Origin of the sequence: Pantoea sp., assembly GCF_032114055.1 — a bacterium.
Taxonomy (GTDB): Bacteria; Pseudomonadota; Gammaproteobacteria; order Enterobacterales; family Enterobacteriaceae; genus Pantoea.
The window spans coordinates 13797-37343 of the sequence record NZ_DAMCTB010000012.1 but is presented as its reverse complement, the minus strand read 5'-3'; the positions used below and the strand labels follow the sequence as shown (position 1 = coordinate 37343).

At 59.9% G+C, this 23547-nt stretch carries 14 protein-coding genes; 3 read left to right on the top strand and 11 right to left on the bottom strand.

Translation table 11 applies throughout. From position 1 onward, the window contains the following. Nucleotide 1: 1 nt before the first annotated feature. From RT657_RS17015 to bcsR, 8 genes are all read right to left on the bottom strand, one after another. Nucleotides 2-1501, bottom strand: coding sequence for a pitrilysin family protein (locus RT657_RS17015; protein ID WP_313655880.1), 1500 nt, complete (start codon nucleotides 1499-1501; stop codon nucleotides 2-4). Between the two features lie 245 nt (nucleotides 1502-1746). Then, nucleotides 1747-3036 (bottom strand): dicarboxylate/amino acid:cation symporter, encoded by a 1290-nt coding sequence (locus tag RT657_RS17010; protein WP_313655878.1) that lies wholly within the window; start codon nucleotides 3034-3036, stop codon nucleotides 1747-1749. Between the two features lie 225 nt (nucleotides 3037-3261). After that, nucleotides 3262-5268 carry a biofilm formation regulator HmsP gene (hmsP, locus tag RT657_RS17005; RefSeq protein WP_313655877.1) on the bottom strand — a complete coding sequence of 669 codons (2007 nt, stop codon included), beginning with the start codon at nucleotides 5266-5268 and terminating at the stop codon, nucleotides 3262-3264. Between the two features lie 115 nt (nucleotides 5269-5383). Further along, nucleotides 5384-8851, bottom strand: coding sequence for a cellulose synthase complex outer membrane protein BcsC (bcsC, locus tag RT657_RS17000; protein WP_313655875.1), 3468 nt, complete (start codon nucleotides 8849-8851; stop codon nucleotides 5384-5386). After that, nucleotides 8844-11135 (bottom strand): cellulose biosynthesis cyclic di-GMP-binding regulatory protein BcsB, encoded by a 2292-nt coding sequence (gene bcsB, locus RT657_RS16995; protein WP_313655873.1) that lies wholly within the window; start codon nucleotides 11133-11135, stop codon nucleotides 8844-8846. Before bcsB ends, bcsC begins: the two co-directional genes overlap by 8 nt. A gap of 24 nt (nucleotides 11136-11159) precedes the next feature. Further along, nucleotides 11160-13742: a UDP-forming cellulose synthase catalytic subunit gene (bcsA, locus tag RT657_RS16990; protein WP_313655872.1), complete on the bottom strand. Its 2583-nt coding sequence runs from the start codon at nucleotides 13740-13742 to the stop codon at nucleotides 11160-11162. Beyond that, nucleotides 13739-14458, bottom strand: a complete 720-nt coding sequence (gene bcsQ / locus RT657_RS16985; protein ID WP_313655871.1) for a cellulose biosynthesis protein BcsQ — start codon at nucleotides 14456-14458, stop codon at nucleotides 13739-13741. Before bcsQ ends, bcsA begins: the two co-directional genes overlap by 4 nt. Next, nucleotides 14458-14655: a cellulose biosynthesis protein BcsR gene (gene bcsR, locus RT657_RS16980; RefSeq protein ID WP_313655870.1), complete on the bottom strand. Its 198-nt coding sequence runs from the start codon at nucleotides 14653-14655 to the stop codon at nucleotides 14458-14460. Before bcsR ends, bcsQ begins: the two co-directional genes overlap by 1 nt. Before the next feature lie 192 nt (nucleotides 14656-14847). Between bcsR and bcsE the strand changes: the two genes are divergently transcribed. The 3 genes from bcsE to bcsG are packed head-to-tail and all read left to right on the top strand — an operon-like array spanning nucleotide 14848 to nucleotide 18231. Next, the gene (gene bcsE, locus RT657_RS16975) at nucleotides 14848-16383 is read left to right on the top strand and encodes a cellulose biosynthesis protein BcsE (RefSeq protein WP_313655869.1); all 1536 of its coding nucleotides are present in this window, start codon (nucleotides 14848-14850) and stop codon (nucleotides 16381-16383) included. Continuing rightward, on the top strand, nucleotides 16383-16580 hold the full coding sequence (locus RT657_RS16970) for a cellulose biosynthesis protein BcsF (protein WP_313655868.1): 198 nt from the start codon (nucleotides 16383-16385) through the stop codon (nucleotides 16578-16580). The genes bcsE and RT657_RS16970 overlap by 1 nt, the downstream gene beginning before the upstream one ends. Next, nucleotides 16570-18231 (top strand): cellulose biosynthesis protein BcsG, encoded by a 1662-nt coding sequence (bcsG, locus tag RT657_RS16965; RefSeq protein WP_313655866.1) that lies wholly within the window; start codon nucleotides 16570-16572, stop codon nucleotides 18229-18231. Before RT657_RS16970 ends, bcsG begins: the two co-directional genes overlap by 11 nt. Nucleotides 18232-18278: 47 nt before the next feature. On the opposite strand, the gene RT657_RS16960 is transcribed toward bcsG, so the two are convergent. Genes RT657_RS16960 through RT657_RS16950 form a run of 3 tightly spaced genes read right to left on the bottom strand, consistent with a single transcriptional unit; the run spans nucleotide 18279 to nucleotide 23541 of the window. Continuing rightward, nucleotides 18279-19286 (bottom strand): glycosyl hydrolase family 8, encoded by a 1008-nt coding sequence (locus RT657_RS16960; RefSeq protein ID WP_313655864.1) that lies wholly within the window; start codon nucleotides 19284-19286, stop codon nucleotides 18279-18281. Nucleotides 19287-19294: 8 nt separating this feature from the next. Next, entirely contained in the window at nucleotides 19295-19738 is a 444-nt protein-coding gene (gene bcsD, locus RT657_RS16955; RefSeq protein ID WP_313655863.1) for a cellulose biosynthesis protein BcsD, read from the bottom strand. Continuing rightward, nucleotides 19738-23541: a cellulose synthase subunit BcsC-related outer membrane protein gene (locus tag RT657_RS16950; protein ID WP_313655862.1), complete on the bottom strand. Its 3804-nt coding sequence runs from the start codon at nucleotides 23539-23541 to the stop codon at nucleotides 19738-19740. The genes bcsD and RT657_RS16950 overlap by 1 nt, the downstream gene beginning before the upstream one ends. Nucleotides 23542-23547: the final 6 nt, after the last annotated feature.

Genomic DNA, 23547 nt, shown 5'->3' with positions numbered 1-23547 from the left:
ATCAGGCGGCGGGCGGAACGTCTTTGTTGATGTTGCTCTCCGGCGCACCGGCTTCACTGCCGGTCGCCGGTGCTGCTGACGACGGGGCCATCACTTTATCCCAGCTGTTCTGCAGGCTCTTCACGTTCGTTTCCGCCTCGCCTTCCGGCTGAATCAGCACCATCATCAGTTCCTGCGTCAGCTGCTGACGCAGTTCCTGATTTAACTGCTCGCGGGTCAGACCGGCCAGGAACGTCTGACGCAGCTTCTGGTACTGTTCAGGCGCGATATCCACCACGGCGTTCTGCTGGGAGCGCAGGCGCTGGCTCATCAGCACATCGGTGTCAGTGCGGGCGTAAGTGGTAAACAGCTTGTTCAGCTCCAGTAGCTTCTGCGCCATTAGCGCATCGAACTCCTCCTGCGGTAAGCCCTTATCACGTACGTTTGCCAGCTCACGCGCCACCAGACTCATATTCTGCGCCAGGCTGTCATTGCGGCCATCCATATTGATGGAGCACTGTGCACGCTGATAAAGCACACGACAGTCGAAGCCGACCTGGATGCCCTGGGCTTTGCTGTCACTCAGCGCACGCTGGACATGCCAGAACAGCGCTTCGCGGGCCAGATCGCCCTGCCAGTAACGCTGCAGATTCTGAGAGTCACGAATCGGCTGCCACGGCGTATCCCATACCAGCGAAAGGCGATCCTGCGTCATGTTGCCGCTGACCAGATTCACCGGCTCATGCGGCAGCGGTGACAGAGTAGGCAGAGGCGCAGGCGTTTCCCGCTTGCCGGTTAACGCCGAGAAGGTTTTATTGATCTGCTCAGAGAGGCTGCGGCTGTCGACATTGCCGACAACATAAAGCGTCATCGCATCCGGGGTATACCACTGATGATAAAAATCATTGAGCTGCGTTAAATCCACCGGCGCACGTGGCTGTGCTGCTGGATCGTGAGCCAGCAACGCAGAGCCTTTCAGGCGATAACGCCACCAGACATCCTGAGGATCTTTCGGCCAGGTCACAACCGGATCGGAGGCGCTGAGCGCGGTGTTAACGACCGCGTCGGTGATGGCCATGTTGCCCGCCGTGGCCGCCAGCCAGCTGAGAGCCTCTTTCAGCAGCTCAGGACGGTTGTTGGGCAGGCTCAGATTATATTGAGTGTAATCATAAGAGGCGATCGCGGGCGGTAGCGGATGCTGAGGATCCATTGCCTGTTGCCACAGCGCGCGCTGCTCCTGCGTATCCAGCGCGGTGTTATGCACCATCGCCAGACGGGGCAGCAGGTGGCTGAAACCGGTCTGTTGTGCACTTTCCACCAGCGATCCGGTGTTCACTACCAGCCGCAGTTCAATGCGATCGCTGGGCCGTTGTGGTGTGGCCAGTAACTGCCAGTTAAATCCATTATCCAGCTTGCCTTCCTGCCAGGCCGGATCCGGTTGCAGCGTTTCTGCCTGGAGACCATAGCTGGTCGCAGCCAGCACTAATCCACCAACCAAAAGCCGAATTCTGGTGCCCTGCATGTGAACCCCTACTCAAATAATTCAAATATTGTTATCACTGGCGCGTAGAGCCGCTGTTATTGACGAATCGGCGGGCGCCGAATCGCGCTGTTATCCAACAACATTGTGTTTGACCACAGGAAGTTCAGGATGTCGCGCAGCGAAGTGAAAAACGGTAAAAAAACAAGTAGGGTTCATTATGCAAATGCCCGCTGTCAGGGCAAGCGACAGCGGGCATTTGTGGAGATTTAAGTGAAATTCAATGATTAAACTGAAGATTCAGTCGCTTTATTCACCTTATTCCGGCCTGCCAGGGTGTCGTCGAGCTGTTTGTGGTCCAGCTGGTCGACCCATTTCGCGACTACCACGGTTGCCACACCGTTGCCGATCAGGTTCGTCAGGGCACGCGCTTCAGACATAAAGCGATCGATTCCCAGAATCAGCGCCAGACCCGCTACCGGCAGATGGCCTACTGCAGAGAGCGTCGCAGCCAGTACGATAAAGCCGCTTCCGGTCACCCCGGCCGCCCCTTTCGAGGAGAGCAGCAGTACCACCAGCAGCGTAATCTGATGGAAGATGTCCATGTGCGCATTAGTTGCCTGCGCAATAAACACGGCGGCCATGGTCAGGTAGATTGAGGTGCCATCGAGGTTAAAAGAGTAACCGGTAGGAATAACCAGCCCCACAACCGACTTCTTACAACCCAGCCTTTCCATCTTATCCAGCATACGCGGCAGCGCAGACTCCGAAGAGGAGGTACCGAGGACAATCAGCAGCTCTTCTTTGATATAGGCGATGAATTTAAAGATGCTGAAGCCGGCAAACAGGCGGGCAATCAGCCCCAGCACAATCACGACAAACAGCACACAGGTGATATAGAAGCAGATAATCAGCTGGCCGAGCTGCACCAGCGACCCCACGCCATACTTACCGATGGTGAATGCCATCGCGCCAAATGCCCCTATCGGTGCCAGACGCATGATCATGTTGATGATGCCGAAGATCACCTTAGAGAAGCTTTCGATTACGTTGAAGATCAGCGTGCCGGTGTTACCCAGACGATGCAGGGCAAAACCAAACAGAATGGCAAACAGCAATACCTGCAGAATATTACCGCTGGCAAAGGCACCAATCACGCTGTTGGGGATCACATCCAGCAGGAAGGCAACGATGCCCTGCTGTTCAGCCTGCTGCGCATAAACCGCCACAGCTTTGGCATCCAGGGTGGCCGGATCGACGTTCATCCCGGCCCCTGGCTGCACCACGTTCACGACAATCAGGCCGATAATCAGCGCGAGGGTACTGACGATTTCAAAATAGAGCAGCGCAACGGCGCCGGTCCGGCCGACCGCTTTCATGCTTTCCATGCCCGCGATGCCGGTCACCACGGTACAGAAAATAACCGGGGCGATAATCATCTTGATCAGTTTAACAAAGCCATCTCCCAGCGGCTTCATCTGGGTCCCTAACTCCGGGTAAAAATGGCCTAACAATACGCCGATGCCAATAGCCATCAGCACCTGGAAATAAAGGCTTTTAAAAAGTGAAGTTTTCATAAACAGATGTCCACTAACGCCATGAGGTGATGTTGTCGGTTTTGTTATTGTGACTGACGGGCAACGGCGGCGGCGCCTGACAGCAACCCGAAAATAACACTCTGTTTACGTGATTAATACAGGGTGGCAAAGCCCCGGTAAACCCTGGGGCCGTATTTCTGAACTGAAACGCTTCAGCAAGGGGTTTTGTAACTAAAATTCTCGCAAAATCAATGGATCAGGTAACTATTCTGCCGGTGAGGATTTTTCAATCCAGCATGCATTAAAACGGCTTACCGGCAGGGCTTCCGCGTAGAAATAGCCCTGACCGATAGCGATACCCCGTGCCAGCAGCCAGTCGCGCTGTTCAGCGGTTTCTACGCCTTCGGCGATCACCTCAAGGTGCATAATCTCAGCGATAGCCGCGACAATACAGACCATGGTGTCATCATCCGGCAACGCCGCCACAAAGCTGCGGTCCATCTTCAGCTTATTAACAGGCAACGCTTTCAGCTGATGCAGGTAGTTGAGGTTGGAGTAGCCCATACCGAAATCGTCCAGAGCGACCGCCACGCCGGTCTGCTGCAGCATACGCAGCATCGACATCGACTGCTGCGCATCTTCCAGCTGCGCCGTTTCTGTCACTTCCAGCACCAGCGTGCCGGGGGCAATACGGTGACGCGTCAGCAGTGATTGCAGATGAGAAACGACACTGGTATCCCGCAGCTGGACTGCAGAAATGTTGACACTCAGCGGCAGCATGATGCCCTGCCGCTGCCAGCCCGCCAGAATGCGGCACGCCTCTTCAAACACCCAGCGGCCAATGGCGCTGATCACCCCAATCTCTTCGGCGCTGGCGATAAACTCTTCACTCAGACCATAGCTGCCGTCCGGCTGGCGCATCCGCAGCAGGGCTTCCGCGCCGGTTAAGATGCCGGTGCGCATATCAACCTGAGGCTGCAGATAGAGCGCAAACTGCTCATCGTGCAGTCCCTGCAGAATGTCATGCTCCTGCGTCAGCCGCTTCTGCGCACGCTCAGTCAGTGCAGCGTCAAAAAACAGGATCTGATTTTTACCCTGATGACGGGCAGACATCATTGCCGAGGTGGCACGGTCAAGCAGCTCGTTCGCGCTCAGCGGCTGGTCGTCGCGCAGCGCCAGGCCGATGCTGACGTTAGGACGCAGCTGCAGCTGATGCAGATTGACCGGCTGGTTCAGGCGAATCATCAGATTGCGGGCCAGACGCAGTGCGCGGAAAGGATTACTGGCGCGCTTCATTAACAGAACAAAATCGCTGACGCCCGTCTGCGCCAGCAGGGTGTGGTCGTCCAGCGTATGTCGGATCTTCTCCACCAGCGTCAGCATCAGCGTATCGCGCTGTTCGTCGCTTAGTACGCCGTTGGCTTCCTGCAGCGTTTCGATGCGGATCACCATCAGGCCCAGCGCGCGTTCAGGACTGCACATAAACTGCTCGACCAGCGCCAGAAACAGCGTGCGGTTTGGCAGGTCGGTGACAGCAAAGTGGGTGGTCAGCCGGCTCATCTCATCGTGTATCGACTCCAGCACCTGCTGATTGCGGTTGTAACTTCGGATCAGCATGCCGATTTCATCATCGCGATGGCTCTGCGGCAGGGCGAGTTTATGCGTCAGAATCGACTGTGGTGGCAGCTCCTGCAGCTCACGCGCGAGGCTGCGCAGCGGATGCACCACCAGCCGGTTGATACACCAGCTGATCGACACTGACAGAATCAGCGCCAGCAGCAGATAGGTGATAATCATGGTCGACAGTGTGCTGAGGATAAACTGGTAGACGCGCGTCGAGTTCGCCTGCAGCACCAGATAAGCCAGCGGCTTTGGCATGCCGGTATTCTCTACCGAATAGAGCGGCAGGGTGATCTGCACGGGCAGCTCAAACAGCCGGGCCACCAGACGCGGCACCGGTTTTTCCGTTTCGAAGTCGGCGTGCAGCGCCTGAAACGCATTCGGCAGCACCACATCGGCGCGCGATAAAATTCCGGCCGGTTTCAGGGAGTGAAGAATGCGTTCGGCCTGTGAAATGTCTGCGCGAAGCACTGCTTCCGACAGCGGCTGACGGACGGTATGGGCGATGTTTTCCATCTGCTGGGCGTAGTCAATCCTGCGCTGCTGCACAAAATGAAACAGTTGGATGACGATAAAGATACTGATGGCGATAACTGCAACCAGCGAAACTGTCGCCATCTGCTTTATCGTAAGTGACCGGCTTACGCGCAAAAATTCTCTCCCGAGGATGAAAAAGCCCAGATAGCAGACAGGTGAATGCGGGTCAGTATATCCCATAAACTGACTTTTTTACCGTCTGAAAACTCCGGCTTTTTCCCGCCCGGGATTATTTAAAATCTGCGTAAGGTGTCAGGGGCTGTGGCGGCATATCCGGATCCCCTTCCCAGCCTCCGGCCGCGTAGCGTACATAGAGCAGGCCATGGCTCGGCGTATAATCTTTCGCCTGCTGGATATCAATACCTGCGCCGATAAACCAGTCTGACGTCAGCCGTCGCTCTACCACCGCCTGAAGCGTGTAGCCCACGCCGCCGCCGCTGCTGCTGGCGGAAGAGGGATTGCTGGCAAGCGCGAAGCCCGGGTTGACCGGATAACGTTGCTGCGCATGGGTAGCGGAATGCGACCAGGAGAGCGACCCGCCGAGATCAAAGGACCAGTTCTCTGTTCGCTGCCGCCAGGTCACCGGCATCGAAAACGAGAGATACTGCTGCGGGCTGTAGTAGCCGCCCTGACCAAACGTGTAGTCGCTGAGATCCTTTTGATAATGCCAGAGCATCGTGTTCAGCCCCACGGTGGCGCGGCGGTTGTCGCTGTTAATCAGCTTGTAGTAATACCCCCCCATCAGGCGTTCGCGACTGTTGTCAGCAACGTTTTTACCGCTGATCTGATGGGCGCTGATGTCGCCCCAGACGCCGTGCGCACCGCCCTGATCGTAACTCAGCCCGATGCTGCCGCCGGTAGCCACCACACCGCCCCAGCTTTTACCGCCGCTGGCGGCCAGGTCACGCGTGCCGGCGTAGGCCAGCAGCGAACTGGCGATGGGCCGGCGTGAGGCGGTCAGCGTCACACCGAGATCGCGGATATCCGTTTTCCAGCTCAGACCGCCGGTCCAGTTTGTCACCTCGAAACCCAGCGGCGTGGTCCCCAGGTCAGCTGACCAGACACCGTTGTGCCAGCCAGCGGCCAGCGCGGTGCCGCTGTCGCGCTGGTGAGTCTGACCACGACATCCGCCCGAACTGGCGTCATCACAGCTGCCAAAGCGTTCAGCAAGAGTACCGTTGCGGGTTGCAAACGTACCGGCAGAGAGGTTGACCTGATCCACGCGGAAAAAGCCGCGTCCGTCGGCAAACGGACGTTCGGCCTGCAGCATCGTGGTGTGTGCCGTAAAATCAGAGATGCCGCCAGTGCCACTGTTGCGTGAGTAGTCCTGCTGCAGCGTCAGTGTGGTTTGCTGCTGACGGTAGAGATCGGCGGTGTCACTACGGAGGCTGCGCTTCAGCCACTCATCCTGGGGATCGTTACGCGTGGCGCGACTGAGGCTGCCACTGCTTTCAATACCGCTGGCCGTCAGCGCCTGACGATAATCGGCCAGCGCCTGTTCGGGCTGCTGCTGAGCACGTTCCAGCCGGGCCGCATCCCGAAACAGCAGCGCCTTAGTCTGTGACGGCGGCAGCGACGCGGCGCGCTGTTTCAGTTCAGCGAACAGTCCGGCGGCCCGCGAGGTTTCCCCCACAGCCTGCCACGCCAGCGCAATGCGGCGCGCCGCATTCAGTCCTGGCTGCGGCTGCGGAAGTTGCGCCAGCGCCTGCCGTGCCTCACCGTTGCGTTGCAGGGCAACCAGCGCTTCAATGCGCCCCAGCGCCGCATCACTGTCGTCCGGCTGGCGCGACAGCACCTGCTGATAGCCTGCCAGCGCCTGTTGTGCGTTACCGCGCGCCAGCGCCCAGTCGGCCAGCGTCAGATCCCGGCGGCCGGAAACCGGCTGCTGTTCAAGCAGCGCGATGGCTGCCTGCTCATTGCCTGTTTCACGCAGCCTGTCGGCCCTGGCAAAGATCTGATTCTGCTTCAGGCGCTCAGCGAGCTGACGCATATCACGGCTCCACTGCGCCTCAGGCAGACGCTGCAGCGTAGCCAGTGCCGTACGTTCGTCGTCGCTGCCCGAGAACCAGAGTGCGGTAGCATAAAGCGCGGTGGGATCCTGCGGATGCTGTTGCGCCACGGCGCGCATGACCGCGTTTGCCTGCTGCATCTCTCCATGACTGCGCAGTGCGCCAGCCAGCCGGTAGCTGAGCCAGACATCATCCGGTGTCAGCGTCAGCGCCTGACGATATTTGTCTGCGGCCTGCGGCCAGCGAGCCTGCTGTGCCAGAGCGTCGGCTTCCGCACGCAGGCTGTCACTGCGCAGTGCGCGCAGCGTGTCGGCCAGGGCTTGCTGCTGCGCGACCGGTAATGAATTAATAAACGCCATTTCGCGGGCGGGCGAAACCGTCTGGTAGAGCGCCGCCAGCCGCCGCACCGCGGTGATATTGGATCCGTCAAGCTGGCGTGCACGCTGCCAGAGCTGCTCAGCAGCGGCGCTGTTTTTACGCGCCATCGCCACATCGCCCAGTCCAATCAGCGCATAACTGTCGCGGCTGTCAAACGTTTGTGCCAGCCGGTAGTGCCGTTCAGCACCATCAATATCATGCTGCGCCAGCGCCTTATCACCCTGCTCTATCGCCAGCCAGTAGCGGCTGGTCTGTAGCAGCGACTGCCATTTGCCGACCAGCGTGCTCTGCTGACCCGCTTTGATAGCACGCGCCAGCCAGAGAATGGCGACGTCGCGATGGCCTGCGCGGGCCTGGGTCTGCCCCATCGCGCCCATCAGTTCGGCATCATCAGGATTGGCCTTCAGCGCCCGGTTCAGGGCACTCATCGCCGGGTTCACATTGCCCGCTTCCACCAGCGCCAGCGCCCGCATCCGTTCACGATAGGCGGGATCGGCCAGGGTCTGCTGCTGCCTGTTCAGCACCTCCATGCCCTGCTGATGTGGCTCGCCATCGGTGAACACAGCCAGATACGCTTTCAGCTGCGCCACGCTGCCGTCACTGATTGTCTGACTGTTGATGTGCTGCAGCCAGAGGTCAGCCGCGGCATCACGGCCGCCACTGCTCTCCGCCAGCCGCTTCAGCTGCGCAATGGCCTGATCCAGCTGCTGCCGATCAAACGCCATGCGGGCAATCTGCAGGCCGACCCCGACGTTGCCGGGATAACGCTGCTCCAGCGTCTGCAGCTGCTGCCAGACCCGATCCTGCTGACCGGGCAGACGCGCCAGCAGCCGCCAGTACTCCAGCGCGATGTCCGGATTGGGAAAGACCTCACTGAACAGCGCGTCATAGGCGTTTTTCGCCTCCGCCAGACGGCCCGAGGTGGCCAGCAGTCGCGCCTGTTGCAGCTGCTGCCGTCCCTCCGGAGACATCATGCGCAGACCCGCCGCCGACTCACGCGCCGCCGCCGAGCCGGGAGCCTGCCGGTTGAGCTGATCCAGCAGCGTCTGCGCTGCCGCAATATTGCCCTGATGGAGCGCCAGCCGCAGGCGCGCTGCCAGCACCTGGGGATTATCCGGGTCTATCTTCTCCAGCCGGTAAAGCGACTGCTGCACCAGCTCATATTTATTGGTCGATTCGCCGATGCGCACTTGGGTCAGCAGCCAGTCGACCGGTGAAACCTGCGGCCCGGCAACCGGCGCAGCCTGTGCCGACAGCGCACTCAGCACGCCGATCAGGACACCTGTCCGCAGCAGAGGCGCCTTATTCATCTTCATCGTCAAGCAGACGGCGGTGTGCCACAAGACGCATCAGACGCCAGACCAGCAGCGCGAACAGCACGACAACCAGCGCAGCGCAGAGCGCCAGCCAGAACGGATGGGGCGCAATCGTGGCCCAGAGCCGTTCCCACCACGGAAGATGACCCACGAAGTAGGTTTCTCCGACGCGAAGGCTGTTAACGCCCGACTCACGGATAATGGCGGTGGAGCCGGAGATCGCGTCGCGCTTGCCGCTGTCTTGCAGGGCCTCATCCAGCAGCTGCCAGCTTCGCGGACTGCCGTCGGCCAGCAGCGCCACGACACTGCGCTGATCGTTAAAGGGTGACTGGAAACCAATCACGGTCGCCAGCGGCCCACGGGAGCCGATTGCGGTGCGACTTTCCGCCGTCCGTTCAGCCGGGCTGAGCTGCTGCGTCTGCTGCGTGGTCTGGCGCGCCGGTTTTTTCAGCCAGCTGGCAGTGGCTTCCACCAGCGCGCTGATCCGCTGGTCATCCTGAAGATCGGCAGGGATGCCGCCGATCATCAGCAGATCCGCATCCTGCTTTTTCGCGCTGCTCCAGTCATCGGTGAGCTGCACGCGCAGTGCCGGATAGCCGGTCTGTGCACCGATATTACCCAGCGCGTTCAGCAGCGTGCTGACCTGCTGTGCATCCGGATTGGGCTGAACCAGCACCAGCGTCTGAGAGAGGTCGGCCAGGCGGCTGAAGGGGAAGCCTGCGTTTGCCCAGGTCTGCAGGGAGGGCATTTCGATATAGTGACGGTAGCCAGAGAAGTCGATGCTGGAACGATCATCCAGCACCACATGATGGCCGACCGGCGTCACGGTTTCGCAGCGGCCGTCAGCCGTGCCGCCGATAAAGGTATTGGCATAATCAAAATCGAAACGCAGCTGGTTGACGACACCCAGACGCAACGCCGGGATGCGCAGTTCATGATTCTTATCCTGTATGCCCTGGATCAGCGGAATATGCAGCAACTGCTGCCCGGCGGTATTTTTGGGCGTCAGGGGATAGTCCTGAATAAACTGATTATTCAGGTTAACGGTCAGCCGCGAGCCATCCTCCTGAAGAGGCGAGGTATAGCGATAGCTCAGATCCATATCGATACCCCGCGCGCGCACCAGAAAGAGATCGGGTGGCAGATTCAGCGTCAGGCTGACGGGATTGGGCTGCAGACCGTCAGACTGTAGCTGGTTCTCATACTGCGACAGCTCCGCAAAGGTGGTACGGCGATCGGTGCGTACCCAGTTTGGCGCATCGTAAGGCTGACGCGGCGCCAGCTGCGTGACGTGATCAATGGTCGCGGAGTCGCCGCGTAGCAGCAACTCACCCTGGGCAATTCCCTGCACCGCCGTCAGCAGGTCGTCGTCATTGCGACCCAGGATCAGCAGCATCTTTTCATAAGGATTGTCAGGCTGGCTGACCATCGCGACGGTCGGCTTCATCACCGCAGGCAGATCTTTCAGGAACGCCGGACGGGCATCGTTGGTGGCGAAGACGACCGCATGCTGCTCCCGGGGCAGCTGATCGTAGAGCACCGGAAAACGCTGTCCGCGCCAGGCGGCTTTGCTGCCAAACCACGAGGCGAGGATGGCGGCGGCACGCTGCTGCTTAATGTCCGGCCCGGCAGCAAACACGATCGGCAGCGTCAGCGGCCGCTTATCGCGTGCGTCAAAGAAGGGCTCCGGGAAGTGTGAGAGGTCGTTTTTCAGCGGCAGTTTCTGCAGCGTCAGATCCATCCCGCTCTCTTTACCGATATCAAGCCAGATGGTGCTGTTGGCCGGATTTTCGCAGATGTTCGCGTAGTGTCCCACCAGCTCAAAGCGCAGGCGGTTAAAGTCGCTGATAAACCGGGGGTCTATCGCCAGCTGCATCTGGTTTTGTTTACCCATCTGCTCCGGCGTCAGGGTAATCAGGCTCACCAGCTCATCATTGAGGTAGATTTTCAGCTGTGACAGCGTGGGCAGCAGTGCGGGCGAGGGACGGAAACTGAGATTAAGCAGCGCACGCGTCACCACCTCATCACTGCGTACGCCGAACTCAATCTGCCCGCTGCTGCGCGTTCCGTTCAGCGTCATGCTGCCCGGCGGCGGTGCCAGCGTCACAAAATTCAGCTGACTGCTACGCAGCGGCGCACCCGCCTCCGGCGTCACCGCCTGCAAGGCGGGTTCTGCGGCGGCAGTCACCGGTGCCGTCTCCTGCGCCAGCGCGCAGTTTAGTGTTGCGGAGCCCAGCAGCAGCGCAGCGACCCACCTGTTTACTTTCGTTGTCGTCATATCATCAACTCAATGCAGATTTTTTTAAGCGGGCGCGCGACCGATGCCCTGCGGCAACAGCGAAGCCAGCCAGCTTACCCCAGCGGTAAGCAGGTTAAACAACCGACGTAACTGCGGCGGACCATATTCCGCCAGACGCAGATACCCTTTGAAGCCGAGGATCGTGATATCGGCCAGGCTCTGCACCGGTTTATCTTCAGGAAAACCGTCCTGCCACAGCGCCCAGGTATCGGCACGGGCGAAGGTACACTGAATAAAATCGATATGCTGTCGGGTGGTCAGCGCGTCGAGACGCACGCCTGCCCGCAGCCCAAAGACGCGCTGTACCCGGCAGGGAAAACTGAACTCCTGCTGCCCGCGACGCAGCAGCAGCCAGACCTTCTCATCCTCCCGCAGCGCATCAGGCTCACGCAGCTCCAGACCGACACCGCCATCCGAATAGTCACGCAGCGTACAGGGCAGCATGTGGCCGTTTTCACGCGAGATCGCCGCTGGCATCGCAATTTCAACCCGATGCGCTTCGCGGATCTGACGGGCCTCGACCGACACCGCCACCGCGCCACCGAGAATCACCATGTTGTAGAGCACCCAGACCAGGCTGACCCATACCGTTAACACTTCATTGGCCGGGCCGTGCTGCATTCGCCAGAATGCCATCACCACGCCCGCCAGATTGAGCAGTACCAGCATCATATAAGGCCGGGTAATGACCCAGTCCAGGTGCCGCTTCTCGACCAGTCCGCCTTTGGCGGTCACGTTGAACTTGCCTTTATGCGGATTGACCAGCGCGACGGTCGTCGGCAGGGCGATATACCATGCCAGCACGGTTTCGTAGACTTCACTCCAGAACGAGTGTCGCCAGCGCCCCTGAATGCGTGAATTGGTCAGACTGGTGTGCAGCATGTGCGGCAGCACATAGACGGCGATCGCCAGCGCGGGCGCATAGATGATGTAGGCATGACAGAGCAGAAACGCCAGCGGCGCCAGCAGGAACACCAGGCGTGGGATCCCGGAGAGAAAGTGGAGCATGGCGTTGGCGTAACAGAGGCGCTGTACCCACCTCAGCCCCTTGCCGAACAGCGGATTATCGAGACGGAAAATCTGCACCATGCCTCGCGCCCAGCGGATGCGCTGACCGATATGCGCTGACAGACTTTCTGTCGCCAGTCCGGCCGCCTGCGGAATGCGGATGTAGGCGGAGGTATAGCCGAGGCGATGCAGACGCAGTGAGGTATGCGCATCCTCTGTCACGGTTTCAACCGCGATACCGCCAATCTGCTCCAGTGCGTCGCGTCGCAGAATGGCGCAGGAGCCACAGAAAAAGGTGGCATCCCAGGTGTCATTGCCATCCTGAACCAGTCCATAAAACAGCGATCCCTCGTTAGGCGTGCGGCGAAAACGCCCCAGATTGCGCTCAAACGGATCGGGGGAGAAAAAGTGATGCGGTGTCTGCAGCATGGCCAGCCGGGGATCTTTGATAAACCAGCCCATTGTCATCTGCAGAAAGGCGCGCGTCGGCACATGGTCGCAGTCAAAGATCGACACAAAGTCGCTGCGGCAGTGCGTTTTCAGCGCGTGATTGATGTTGCCCGCTTTGGCATGTGCATTGTCCGGACGGACCACATAGTGAATGCCAATGCTGGCGGCAAACTCGCGAAATTCCGGGCGTTTACCGTCGTCGAGCAGATAGATATTCAGCCGATCTTTCGGCCAGTCCACCCCCAGTGCGGCGTAGAGCGTCGGCCTGACCACGCTCAGCGGTTCGTTATAGGTGGGCACCAGCAGATCCACTGATGGCCACGTCGAGCGGTCGTCTGGCATCGACACCGGCTGCCGGTTAAGCGGCCATAACGTCTGAAAATAGCCCAGCACCAGTACCACCCAGGCGTAGGTTTCGGCGGCGATTAGCAGCAGTCCCAGTACCAGGCTCACCGGGTCGTCCCAGTTCAGCGTCGAGGTATAGCGCCACCAGAGATAACGACAGGATACGGTCAGCGACAGCACAATCAGCATCATCGTGGGTAAACGGCCCGGCACCCGCCGTATGCCCATTGCCAGCGCCCAGAGCAGCAGCACAAAGATAAACTGCGTCGTCAGATCGAAGGGCTGACTGATGCAGAGCAGCGCCAGCAGCGAGGCGAACAGCCCTGTACCGATAAAAAGGGTATAGCGCAGCAGCGGCGGCAGTCGCTTCAGTCGCCGTTCAGCCCGTGCGCCCAGCTGGTTCGTCTCTGCCCGTTTTGCGCGCCGCTCCAGCCAGCGATAGGCCTGCTGCCGCCAGCGAATCAGCGCAGCGAAGCCGTTCGCGCGGCGGCGGGGGCCCTCCACTGGCAGGACAATCACCAGCCACAGGGTCTGCGTCAGATAGCGCAGAAAATCGAGCGGCCGGGGGCGCTCCGGCGAAATGTGCGGATAGAGGCGGCGGCGCTGCCGGAGAATGCGCTGCCAGCCGGGTGTTTCGACGCGGAACAGCATGACCACCAGGCCGCACCAGAACAGATTAAACGCGCTGGCGAAACGGGAGGCGCCATGACGACGTGCGTCGGCATAGCGTCGCTCTATTCCCAGCCAGGCCGGGGCGGTCAGCAGCCAGCGTAGCGGGTTCATGCGCGCTCCTCTTTCAGATGCAGCTGCAGCCAGTTCGCCAGGGTAGTGATCTCTTCACTGACCAGCGCGTGTGGCCGGTATTCCCCGACCGGCTGCTTCATCATCAGGGCTTCTGCCAGCGCCTCATCGCGGTGGATCAGCAAGGGGATCAGCGGATGCAGCGTCGCCATCCAGAACTGATGCAGATCCTGCTGCAGGCGGCTGTTGGCATTGAACTGATTAATCAGAAACCGGGTCACTGCCGGAAACGGTCGCTGACTCAGGCGCAGATGGCAGTTGGCGTCCGGCGTAGCGATGCACAGCAGACTATCCAGCAGCGGAAGAAGTTTTTCATGCCACGGTACGCTTTCGGCAGGCAGATCGAAAAGAATCCAGCCATAGCGCCTGCGCAGGGCCGGGAGCGTGTCAAGTAGCGGCGTGGCGACAGCCGCATCCTGCGCCGGGACAGGAGAGGAAAGCAGGCCATAAGGCAGCAGGTCGGGCCCCTGCGGATAGCGCTGCGCATGCTGCTGCCAGTCACCGCCGTCACACAGCGCCTGCATCCAGCCCTGTGCCGCCTGTACGGGCAGATTAAAGTGCGCACCCAACTGACTGACTGGCGAACCATCAATCAGCAGGACCCGTTCACCCAGCGTGGTCAGCGCCCAGCCGAGTGCTGCGCAGAGCGATGTCGTGCCGACGCCGCCCCGGATGCCCTGAAGCGCAATCTGTGGCATCAGCGAGAGGACTCCGGCAGCACAGACAGGGTTTCCGATAACAGCGGCCAGCAGGTCACAATCTCTTTCAGCCGCTCTTCACGTGCAATATCGACATAACGAAACGCATGCAAAGAAAAGGCGTCACGCAGCGCACTGATATCATCCTGAGGCTCACGCTGAGCGGAGACCGGCGTATAAACATCGTGATTTTTCATTATTTCCCGCCACTAATAAAACGTCGGCACCAGAACTGTGTCATTTACCCGCGATCTGGAAAATGGTTTCCAGAATGCGTACGATGCCCGGAAAAGGCAAACATTCGGCAGTCAGTTATTTTTAATTCGTCAGGTTACAACCTATGCTGTCTATAATAAACTAGCCTGGGCTGGAAAAATAACGAATTCAATATGAAAAATTCTTTTTCGTTGGGGCTGCGACAGGTTCAGCCTGAAGTAAGCACATTACAAAATCCTGGATGTTACTGGGTAAGCTGCACACGTCAGCAGGATGCCCATGCTTTTATTCGTCAGGTTATTTCACATCAGCAGGCTGTCACGCTCATCAGCGCCGGTCAGCCGCCTGCGGCGCTGCTGACACCCGAACCTGCCAGTGGCCCCGACCGCATCCCGCTGTTTTCATTGCCCGAAAATAAAAAAAGCCTGCTGCATCTGGCGCGCGATTTCGCCCGCACGCTCGGCCATAAAAATGGCCTGGTCATCTTTAGCAGCGCGGCCGCGCAGTGGGATAAATTAAATGATGCAGAATTAAGCGACTGGATAACGCGTATGCGCAGGCTGCTGCATAAAAAGAAAATGACGCTTCTTATTGTTACTGCCGGTATTACGCAATTTAATCAGAGTAATAATCTGCAGCGTTATTTTCGCCAGATGGACGGGCTGGCTTATTTAACCTCTCAGCAGGGTGGCTGGCAGTATCAAATAAGCTGGTGGTATACCGGTGAACGATTGCTGGCCGACCGCACGCTGCGTCTGGGCTGTGAAGATGACCACTTCTTTGCGTTAAAAGAAACGCAGGAACCGTTAAGCCTGAATGACGAACAGCATTATCTGGCTGATAAAAGCGTGCTTGAAGGCGCACCGCCGCTTTCACGACAATGGCGACTGTTTGAGAATAATCAGCAGGTCTGGGAAAGCGCACAGCAGGCCAACGCTGCCACCGTGATTTTCAGTCTGACGCACAGCGAACAGATCCGCGAGCTGGCAAAAATGGTACACAGCCTGCGCCGCAGCCGGGGTAACGGGCTGAAGATCGTCGTGCGTGAGATGGGCGTCAGCCTGCGTTACAGCGATGAGCGTCTGCTGCAGGCGTGCGGCGTGAACAGCATTGTACCCACCACGGCCGCGATGTCGAAATTCCTTACCCTGCTCGAAGGCATTCAGGGACAGCGGTTCAGTCGCCTGGTTCCCGCCAGTCTGGATGCCCTGATCGCCGCAGTGCAGCCGCTACACGAAAAGGGGTATCTGCCTCCTGAAGCGTTTTGTCAGGCGGTCAGCCAGCTTATCAGTAATCCTCTGCTGCCGGAAAATGACAAAGGTCTGCTGGTTGCTCTGCGCCCGGTGCCGCAACTTACGCCGCAGCAGATCCTGACGCTCTGCAAACCGCGTCGCTTTGGCGATCTGGTCACGGTACTGGCGGATCGGGTCATCCTGTTTCTCTCCTCCTGCCGTTATAACGACCTGGATAAGGCGCTGAAATTTATCTTTTCCCTGCCGCACGACGAACTGTTTGCCAACCGGATTATCTGGTTTGAGGACAACCAGATTCAGGCTGAAATCGGCAATATCAAAAAAATGCGGCCGGTGGCGCTGCAGACCGTGGCTGCGGTGGCTGCGCCGGCGCGCACTGCTCTCACCCGGCCCGCAGAAACGCCTCCGCGCGCGACGCCACAGCCCATCACTTTACTGCCGGAGAACGAATCCTGATGAACCTGATGGACTGGGTACAGATTGCGCTGCTGGTAATTGCGGTCGCGTTGATTCTGAAGCCGGTATGGCAGCGGTGGCTGCCGCGTCGCTGGAATGGCCTGCTGAATCGGCTGTTACCGGCACGTGCGCTGAAATCTGAAGGACACTGGCAGCGTCAATCCTCAAAAACGGATGTAAACAGTAATGAAAAATGATCAACCCGCTGCGGGTCATGCCTCCCGTCTGTGGTCCCGCTGGCGTGGGCTGGGCGGCTGGAATTTCTACTTCTTAGTCAAGTTCGCCCTGCTGTGGTACGGCTATCTCAATTTTCACGCCCTGAGCAACCTGGTGTTCCTTGCCTGGCTGCTTTTTCCGCTGCCGTCGGCCCGTCTGCATCGTCTGCGCCACTGGGTTTCGATTCCGATCGGTTTCGGGCTGTTCTGGCATGACACCTGGCTGCCCGGCATCAACAGCCTTCTCAGTCAGGGCGACCAGCTGGCGGGCTTCTCGGCGGATTATCTGCTCGACCTGGTCAACCGTTTTGTCAACTGGCAAATGCTGGGCGCGCTGTTTGTGCTGCTGGTGCTCTATCTGTTTATCTCCCCCTGGATTCGCCTCACCGTGCTGGTGTCGCTGATGCTGATCTGGCTCAATGTGCTGACTATTGCGGGTCCGGCCATGTCGCTGCTGCCGACGCGTGCTGCCACGCCGCAGGTCGTCCTGAATCAGACACCCGCAGCGAACCCGGCGGCGGCTGTGCCGGATGGGCTCGATCAGTCAGCCGCGCCCACCAGCGCCAGTCTGACCGCCTGGCTCAGCCGTTTTTATGAAAGTGAACGCAAGCGCGTGACCCACTTCCCGGACAGCCTGCCCGCGGATTCGCAGCCATTCGACATTCTGGTCATCAACATCTGTTCGCTCGCCTGGTCTGATATGGATGCGGCCCAGTTGCGCAATCATCCGCTGTGGCAGCACGTCGACATTATGCTGACCAACTATAACTCGGCTACCAGCTACAGCGGCCCGGCGGGGATTCGCCTGCTGCGTGCCAGCTGCGGTCAGACATCGCACAGTGACCTCTACAAACCGGCCGATGCACGCTGCTATCTGTTCGACAATCTGGCGAAACTGGGCTTTAAAGAGCAGCTGATGATGGACCACACTGGCGTGTTTGGTAACTATCTTAAAGAGCTGCGTGAGGCAGGCGACATTCAGGCTCCGCTGATGTCGCAGGCGGGCATTGCGCCGGAGCTCTCCTCCTTCGACAGCTCGCCGGTGTTTAACGATGCTCAGCTGATGCAGCGCTGGCTCGACGATCGCAACAAAAGCAGCGATGCACGCAGTGCTACCTTCTACAACCTGATCCCGCTGCATGACGGCACCCGCGAACTCGGCAGCACTAAAACTGCCCCGTGGAAGCCGCGGGCGCAGCTGCTGTTTGACCAGATCGATACCTTCCTCACCCAACTGGAGAAGTCGGGCCGCCGGGTGATGGTGCTGATCGTTCCGGAACATGGCGCAGCCCTGCAGGGCGATAAGATGCAGATGTCCGGCCTGCGCGATATTCCCAGCCCAGGCATTACGCATGTGCCGGTGGGGATTAAGTTTGTCGGCATGAAGGCGCCTCATCAGGGGCAGCCGCTCAATATTGATGCGCCGACCAGCCTGCTGGCGATCTCAGAACTGGTGTCGCGCGTGGTGGATGGACAGGTCTTTAATGCGCCGAATGTGAATATGTCGGTGCTGGCCGACAAGCTGCCACAGACGCCAGTGGTGTCGGAAAACGACGGGGCGGTGGTGATGATGTATCAGGGTAAGCCGTGGATACGGCTTAACGGCGGCGACTGGGTGCCCTATCCGGAGTAAGCCGTCAGCGGCGGGTCAGGGCTGAACAGCCCTGACCCGCGCCGCGATCAGCGTTTCTCCTGAAACGCCTGCCAGGTCAGCAGCTGCAGACTGGCCGAAAAGTAGTTCTGATCTGCCGCCAGCCGATCGCTGAGATAGCCGGTTTCATTCAGCGTCAGATCCCGCACCGCCAGCAATCCGCCCTCAAGATGATAAGGCGCCGGGGTATTGGCCAGCACGTCGAACCAGGCGGGGGTCAGCATCCGGCTGTAACCCTGCCAGACGCGCTGGAACGGCACCAGAGCCAGACTGTGTGGATCGTACCACCAGATATTCAGTGGCACGCGAATAGCGTCATAACTGAAGCGGTTCGAGTAGCCGACCGCCGGTGCCACCGAGCCATCCGCATTCAGCGCGACCCAGTCCAGCGGCAGACCCGTTTTGCCAAAGCTCAGCTTACCCAGCAGATCGAAGCCGTCATTAATCAGTGCGTCCCAGACCTGAAGATGACTGTGCTCGCCAAACTCCCGCCAGGCCTGAAACAGGAAATAGGAGGGGTTAAGCACCACATAGCTGGTCTTATTAAAGCCTTGCGCGCCCGGCATCAGCACGGTGTGGCCGCCAAAGCGGATAACATCCAGTTTGATGATGGCGCGCTGGATGCGGTCAGACGCCTGCTGATAGGCTGGCTCCTGCCATTTCTGTGCGGCTCGCTGCAGCGCCCAGGCCAGCAGCACGTCGCCATCTGCGGCGTTATTTTTGTCCGCAACCGGATCGTTACTGCCGGGCACATAGCGCCAGTAGAACAGTTCAGTCTGCGGATTACGCAGCTGACTGCGTGTCCACTGCCAGAGCCGATCAAAGGTGGCCCGGTCGTCGTTGGCTACCGCCAGCAACATGCCATAGCCCTGCCCTTCGGTGTGACTGACGTTATTATTGGCGGTATCAGTGATCCGCCCTTCCGCAGTGACAAAGCGACTCTTAAATGTCTCCCAGCCGCTGGCCGCGGCCTGGGCGCTGCAGGCCAGCAGTACGACAGTGCAAATCCAGCCCAGCCAGAATGGCTTACGTTTCATGTTCCGTCCTATTGATATCGATAGTGCAGCGTCGTGCCGTCATTGAGTTCAGGCGTCACCGGCACCTGGTGACTGCCGCCCTGCCCCTGCAACCAGCCCGAAAGGAGGCCGGCCATTACCGCCCCAAATGCGGCCTGCCAGTCTGCCGGTGAATGGAGACTGTCGCCTGCGGGTAAAGCGTGATACGCAATCCGCAGCGCCGTCTCTTCGGGCTGAAACTGCACAAAGCCCCAGTTAAACCGTGCCAGCTGCAGATTACACTCGCGCTCCAGATCCTGCACGGTGCGCGCCTGTGGCAAAGGATAGCGTGTCGCCAGCGATTCCCCCATCTGGTAGAGAAAGGCTTCCGCCTCCTGCTGACCGGCGTTGGCGATCATTCCGTCGATCAGCACGCTGACCAGGTCAAACCAGCCCGGCTGATAAGGATGCGATACCCCTGAATGTTCACTCATTACTTCTCTCCAAACAGGTAGCGGACATAGAGCTGCGCGCTGCTTTCGTTATAGTCACCAAAGGTGTCATAACCCAGCTGGCCGCCAATCGTCACATCTTTATTGAGTTTATAGTCCGCCCCGGCGTGCAGGTTATAGCCAATACCGTTTTTGCTGCCGCCAGAATAGTACGCCTCTTTCACGCTGCCGCTGGCGGCAAGGGATTCCAGCTCCGACTGCAGGCGGCCATCGGCCGGGAAGTAAGCGCTCTTATCCTGACTGTAGGACTGATAACCGGCGGACCCGCCGATATTCACTTTCAGATCGTCAAACTTGCGTGAGAACTCTATCGGGAACGAAACCGACGCGTAGTTCTGCGGACTGAAGTAGCCCCCCTGTCCGTAGCTGAAATAACTAAGATTTTTTGAGAAGTCCATCCACGACAGGCTCATTCCCACTTTCAGCTCGCGGTCGTCGGTGTGGAACGGGCGGACATAGGCCCCGGCCGTCGCCTGCAGGTTATTGTTGCTGGCGACATTCTCACCCAGGTAGCTGTAAGCGCCTGCACCGGCATAGAACCCGGCATCGCCATTGTCGTAGCTCAGCAGCGCGTTCGCTCCGTTCTTCGTCACGCGTCCCCAGCGTTTGCCGCTGGTTTTATCTTCTGCACCCACATACGAGAGCAGGCTGTCGGTAATCGCGCGGCGCTCACCGGTCAGGATCAGGGTCAGGAAGTCGGTGAGTTTCGGTGACCACTGCACGCCGCCCACCAGGGTGCTGAGATCCTGGCCCAGCGGCGTACTGCCGAGATCCACTTTGTAGCTGTCGCCCTTCAGCGCCAGGTTCAGTTCGACGCCAGAGGCGGTCTGCGAATCGGTGGTGGCGTTCGGCAGGTCATTCACCGTCGCACCGCCTGCGGCTACCACTCTGCCCTGACTCAGCGCATTGGTGCCGAAACGACGCCAGGCATCCGCCGCGCCGCTGCCCGCCGTCAGGGAGACCGGCGTAGCGGTAAAGTCCAGACGGGACTTTTCAAATGGTACCGTCGAGAAGGTCAGCGGGGCTTTAGCTTCCGTAAGCTTGCTCAGGCCCGACTCGCCATCGCGTCCGCGCACCTGCACCATGCCCTGACTCCAAGTGGCGGTTTTCTCCTGCAGCGCGTCCATCATGGTATCCACATCGTGCAGAATCTGCGTGCGCTGCGCGACGATTTCGTTGCCTGCGGCCGGTTCGCCCGCGGGCGCGGCCTCCGCCGGTGCTGCCTGCCACGGCAGAACAGTGCCGTAAGCCGAAGGTGAACGCCCCACCGGCGAGGTATGACGGTTGATAAATGGGTTATCCGCCAGCGCCAGTCCGCCGACCGTCGGCACGCTGCCGGGCTGCGCATCCTGCAGGCCAATCAGCTGGCCGCGCGCCGAACGCAGATACGCCATCGCCTGCGAATGTTCGCCATTGGCTTCCGCCACCCGCGCCAGCAGCAGCAGGCGATCCGGCGACCGGGTCGTACTGTTCAGGCCACGGGTCAGTTCATTGGCACGGGGCACATTGTTCTGCGCCAGCGCGACGTTAATGGCCCCGACGCGCGCATCCTGGGTCGGCGTATCCTGCGTCATCAGGTAGTCATACACCACGCCCGCATCACGGTTCATTTTGCCGTCCTGATAAAGCCGGGCCATGGCAAACATCAGGTCGCGGTTCTGCGGATCCTGCTGCAGCGCACCGATCAGCTTATCGTAGGCCGCTGCGTACTGCCGCTGCTGCCGCAGGCGATCGACCTCGTTGATCAGATAGCCGTTGCGGATACCCGCCAGCTGCATCGGCGTACTGCGCGCCTGCAGCGCCGGATTATTGAGAAAGCGCTGCGCTTCGCTGCCGAGTCCGGCCTGATTCAGTACCGCCATCTGCGCAGCATAGTCGCCCGCATTGCCCTGCACGCCTCGCTGCAGGTTGGTGCGTACCACCGAGACAGCGCTGGTGAGATCGCCCGCCTGCGCCAGTTTCTGCGCCAGATTACCGGCATCCACCGGGTTGACCGGTGGCGTGGTCGTCAGCGCTTTCAGGGTATTAGCCGCCGCCGCCGTGGCGCCCTGCGCCAGGTATTGATCGGCGGTGCTCATCTGCAGGTTGAAATTCACCCGCTGCGCCAGCTCGCGCATCGCCGCCGTCTGCGACTGCGCAGGGATCCGCGCCAGCAGCGCGCTGGCCTGCTGCCAGCCGCCGCTTTCACTGGCGTTCAGCGCGCCTGCATACAGTTCGCCGGTGCTGGCTCCGCTGCGCATCACCGGCTGCATGACGTTGGCCGCCAGCAGCGTGTCACCCTGCTGACGATAGAGCCGCGCCAGATCAAGCCGCAGCCAGCCATCGGTGGGATAGCGCTGAACGCCCTGCTGCAGCGTCGCGATAGCCGCCGCGCGGTTACCCGCCGCCAGCTGACGCTTCGCCTGCTGACGCAGCGCATCCGCTTCACTGGCGCGTGGCGTGACGCTCTGACGGACGCTCTCCGGCAGCGCACCCAGCAGGGTATTTGCTTCCGCTGTGCGGTTCTGCTGGCGCAGCACGTAGAACAGCCCCTCTTTCGCGCTGCGGTTATCCGCATCGCTTTGCAGAATGGTGCGATAGAGCTGCTCCGCCTGCGCAGGCTGATTGGTGCGGCGCAGCACGTCAGCGCGGAACAGCCTGGCGGCTACGCCCTTTTCGCCTTCCGCCTGAATCAGCGGTTCACTTAATGTCAGCGCCTGAGCATTGTCGCCGCTTTTCAGCGCCTGCTGAGCACTCGCCAGCTGCGCATAGAAACGGGCATCGTCAGCCTGCTGCTGACGCGACGAACCCTGCTCACCGCCGAGCTGTGCCGCCCGCTGCAGATAGTCCGCCGCCTCCTGATAGCGCCCGGCGCGCTGAGCCACATAGCCCATGCCCGCTAACGCATCTGCATCCTCGGGGTTGGCTCCCAGCACTTTTTCAAAACTGGCCTGGGCTCCGCCGACATCACCGCTGTTCAGCGCGCTGAAGCCCGCGCCTTTTTCTGCACCGCCGACGTTTTTACGGTAGTAGTCGATGACGGCAGAATCCTGCGGATGACGCTGCTGCCAGGTCTGGTAAAGCGACGCATCAGACGGCTGCGGACCGAGCCACAACAGCGCCTGACGCAGCGAGCGATCGGCATCCTGATTGCCGCTCGCCAGCGAACTCAGCACTTCAATGCCCTGGCGGCGGGTCGACTCCTGATAGGTCAGTGCCTTACCCAGCGCCAGCTGCGCGCCGGTATCCTGCGGATGCTGAGCCGCAAACTGGCGCAGCGCCTCAACCGCCTGCGGCAGCAGCGTACGGTCACCCGCCATGGTCAGGTAATATTCTGCCGCCACGCTGGCGGGCGGCTCATTGCCGCTGAAGGTGTTGCGCCAGGTCTGCAACGCCGCCTGGATGTTGCCGCTGCGCGCCTGCTGACGCGCCAGCGAAAGCTGCGCCTGTGGAATGGTCTGCATCTGGCGCGCGTTCTCCAGTTCGCTGAGATGCGGATCACCGGGAGAGACCTGGCTCAGACGGGCGCGATACTGCGCCGCCGCCGCGTTGTCGCCGCCCTGCTGTGAGTAGAGCGCAAGCAGATAGAGCGCCTGAGTGTTGCCCGGCTCTACCATCAGTACTTTTTGCAGCGAAGCTTTCGCCAGATCGTCGTGCGCTTTCTGATGCCAGTAGGACGCCTGATCAAACAGCGCCTGCAACGCCGGATTGGTGCTTTCCGCCGCCAGCAGCGGCGGCGACAGGGCCAGCGCGCTGCCCAGCAGCAGCGCATGGCGAATACCGGCACTCAACAGATTTTTTTTCATTGTTAT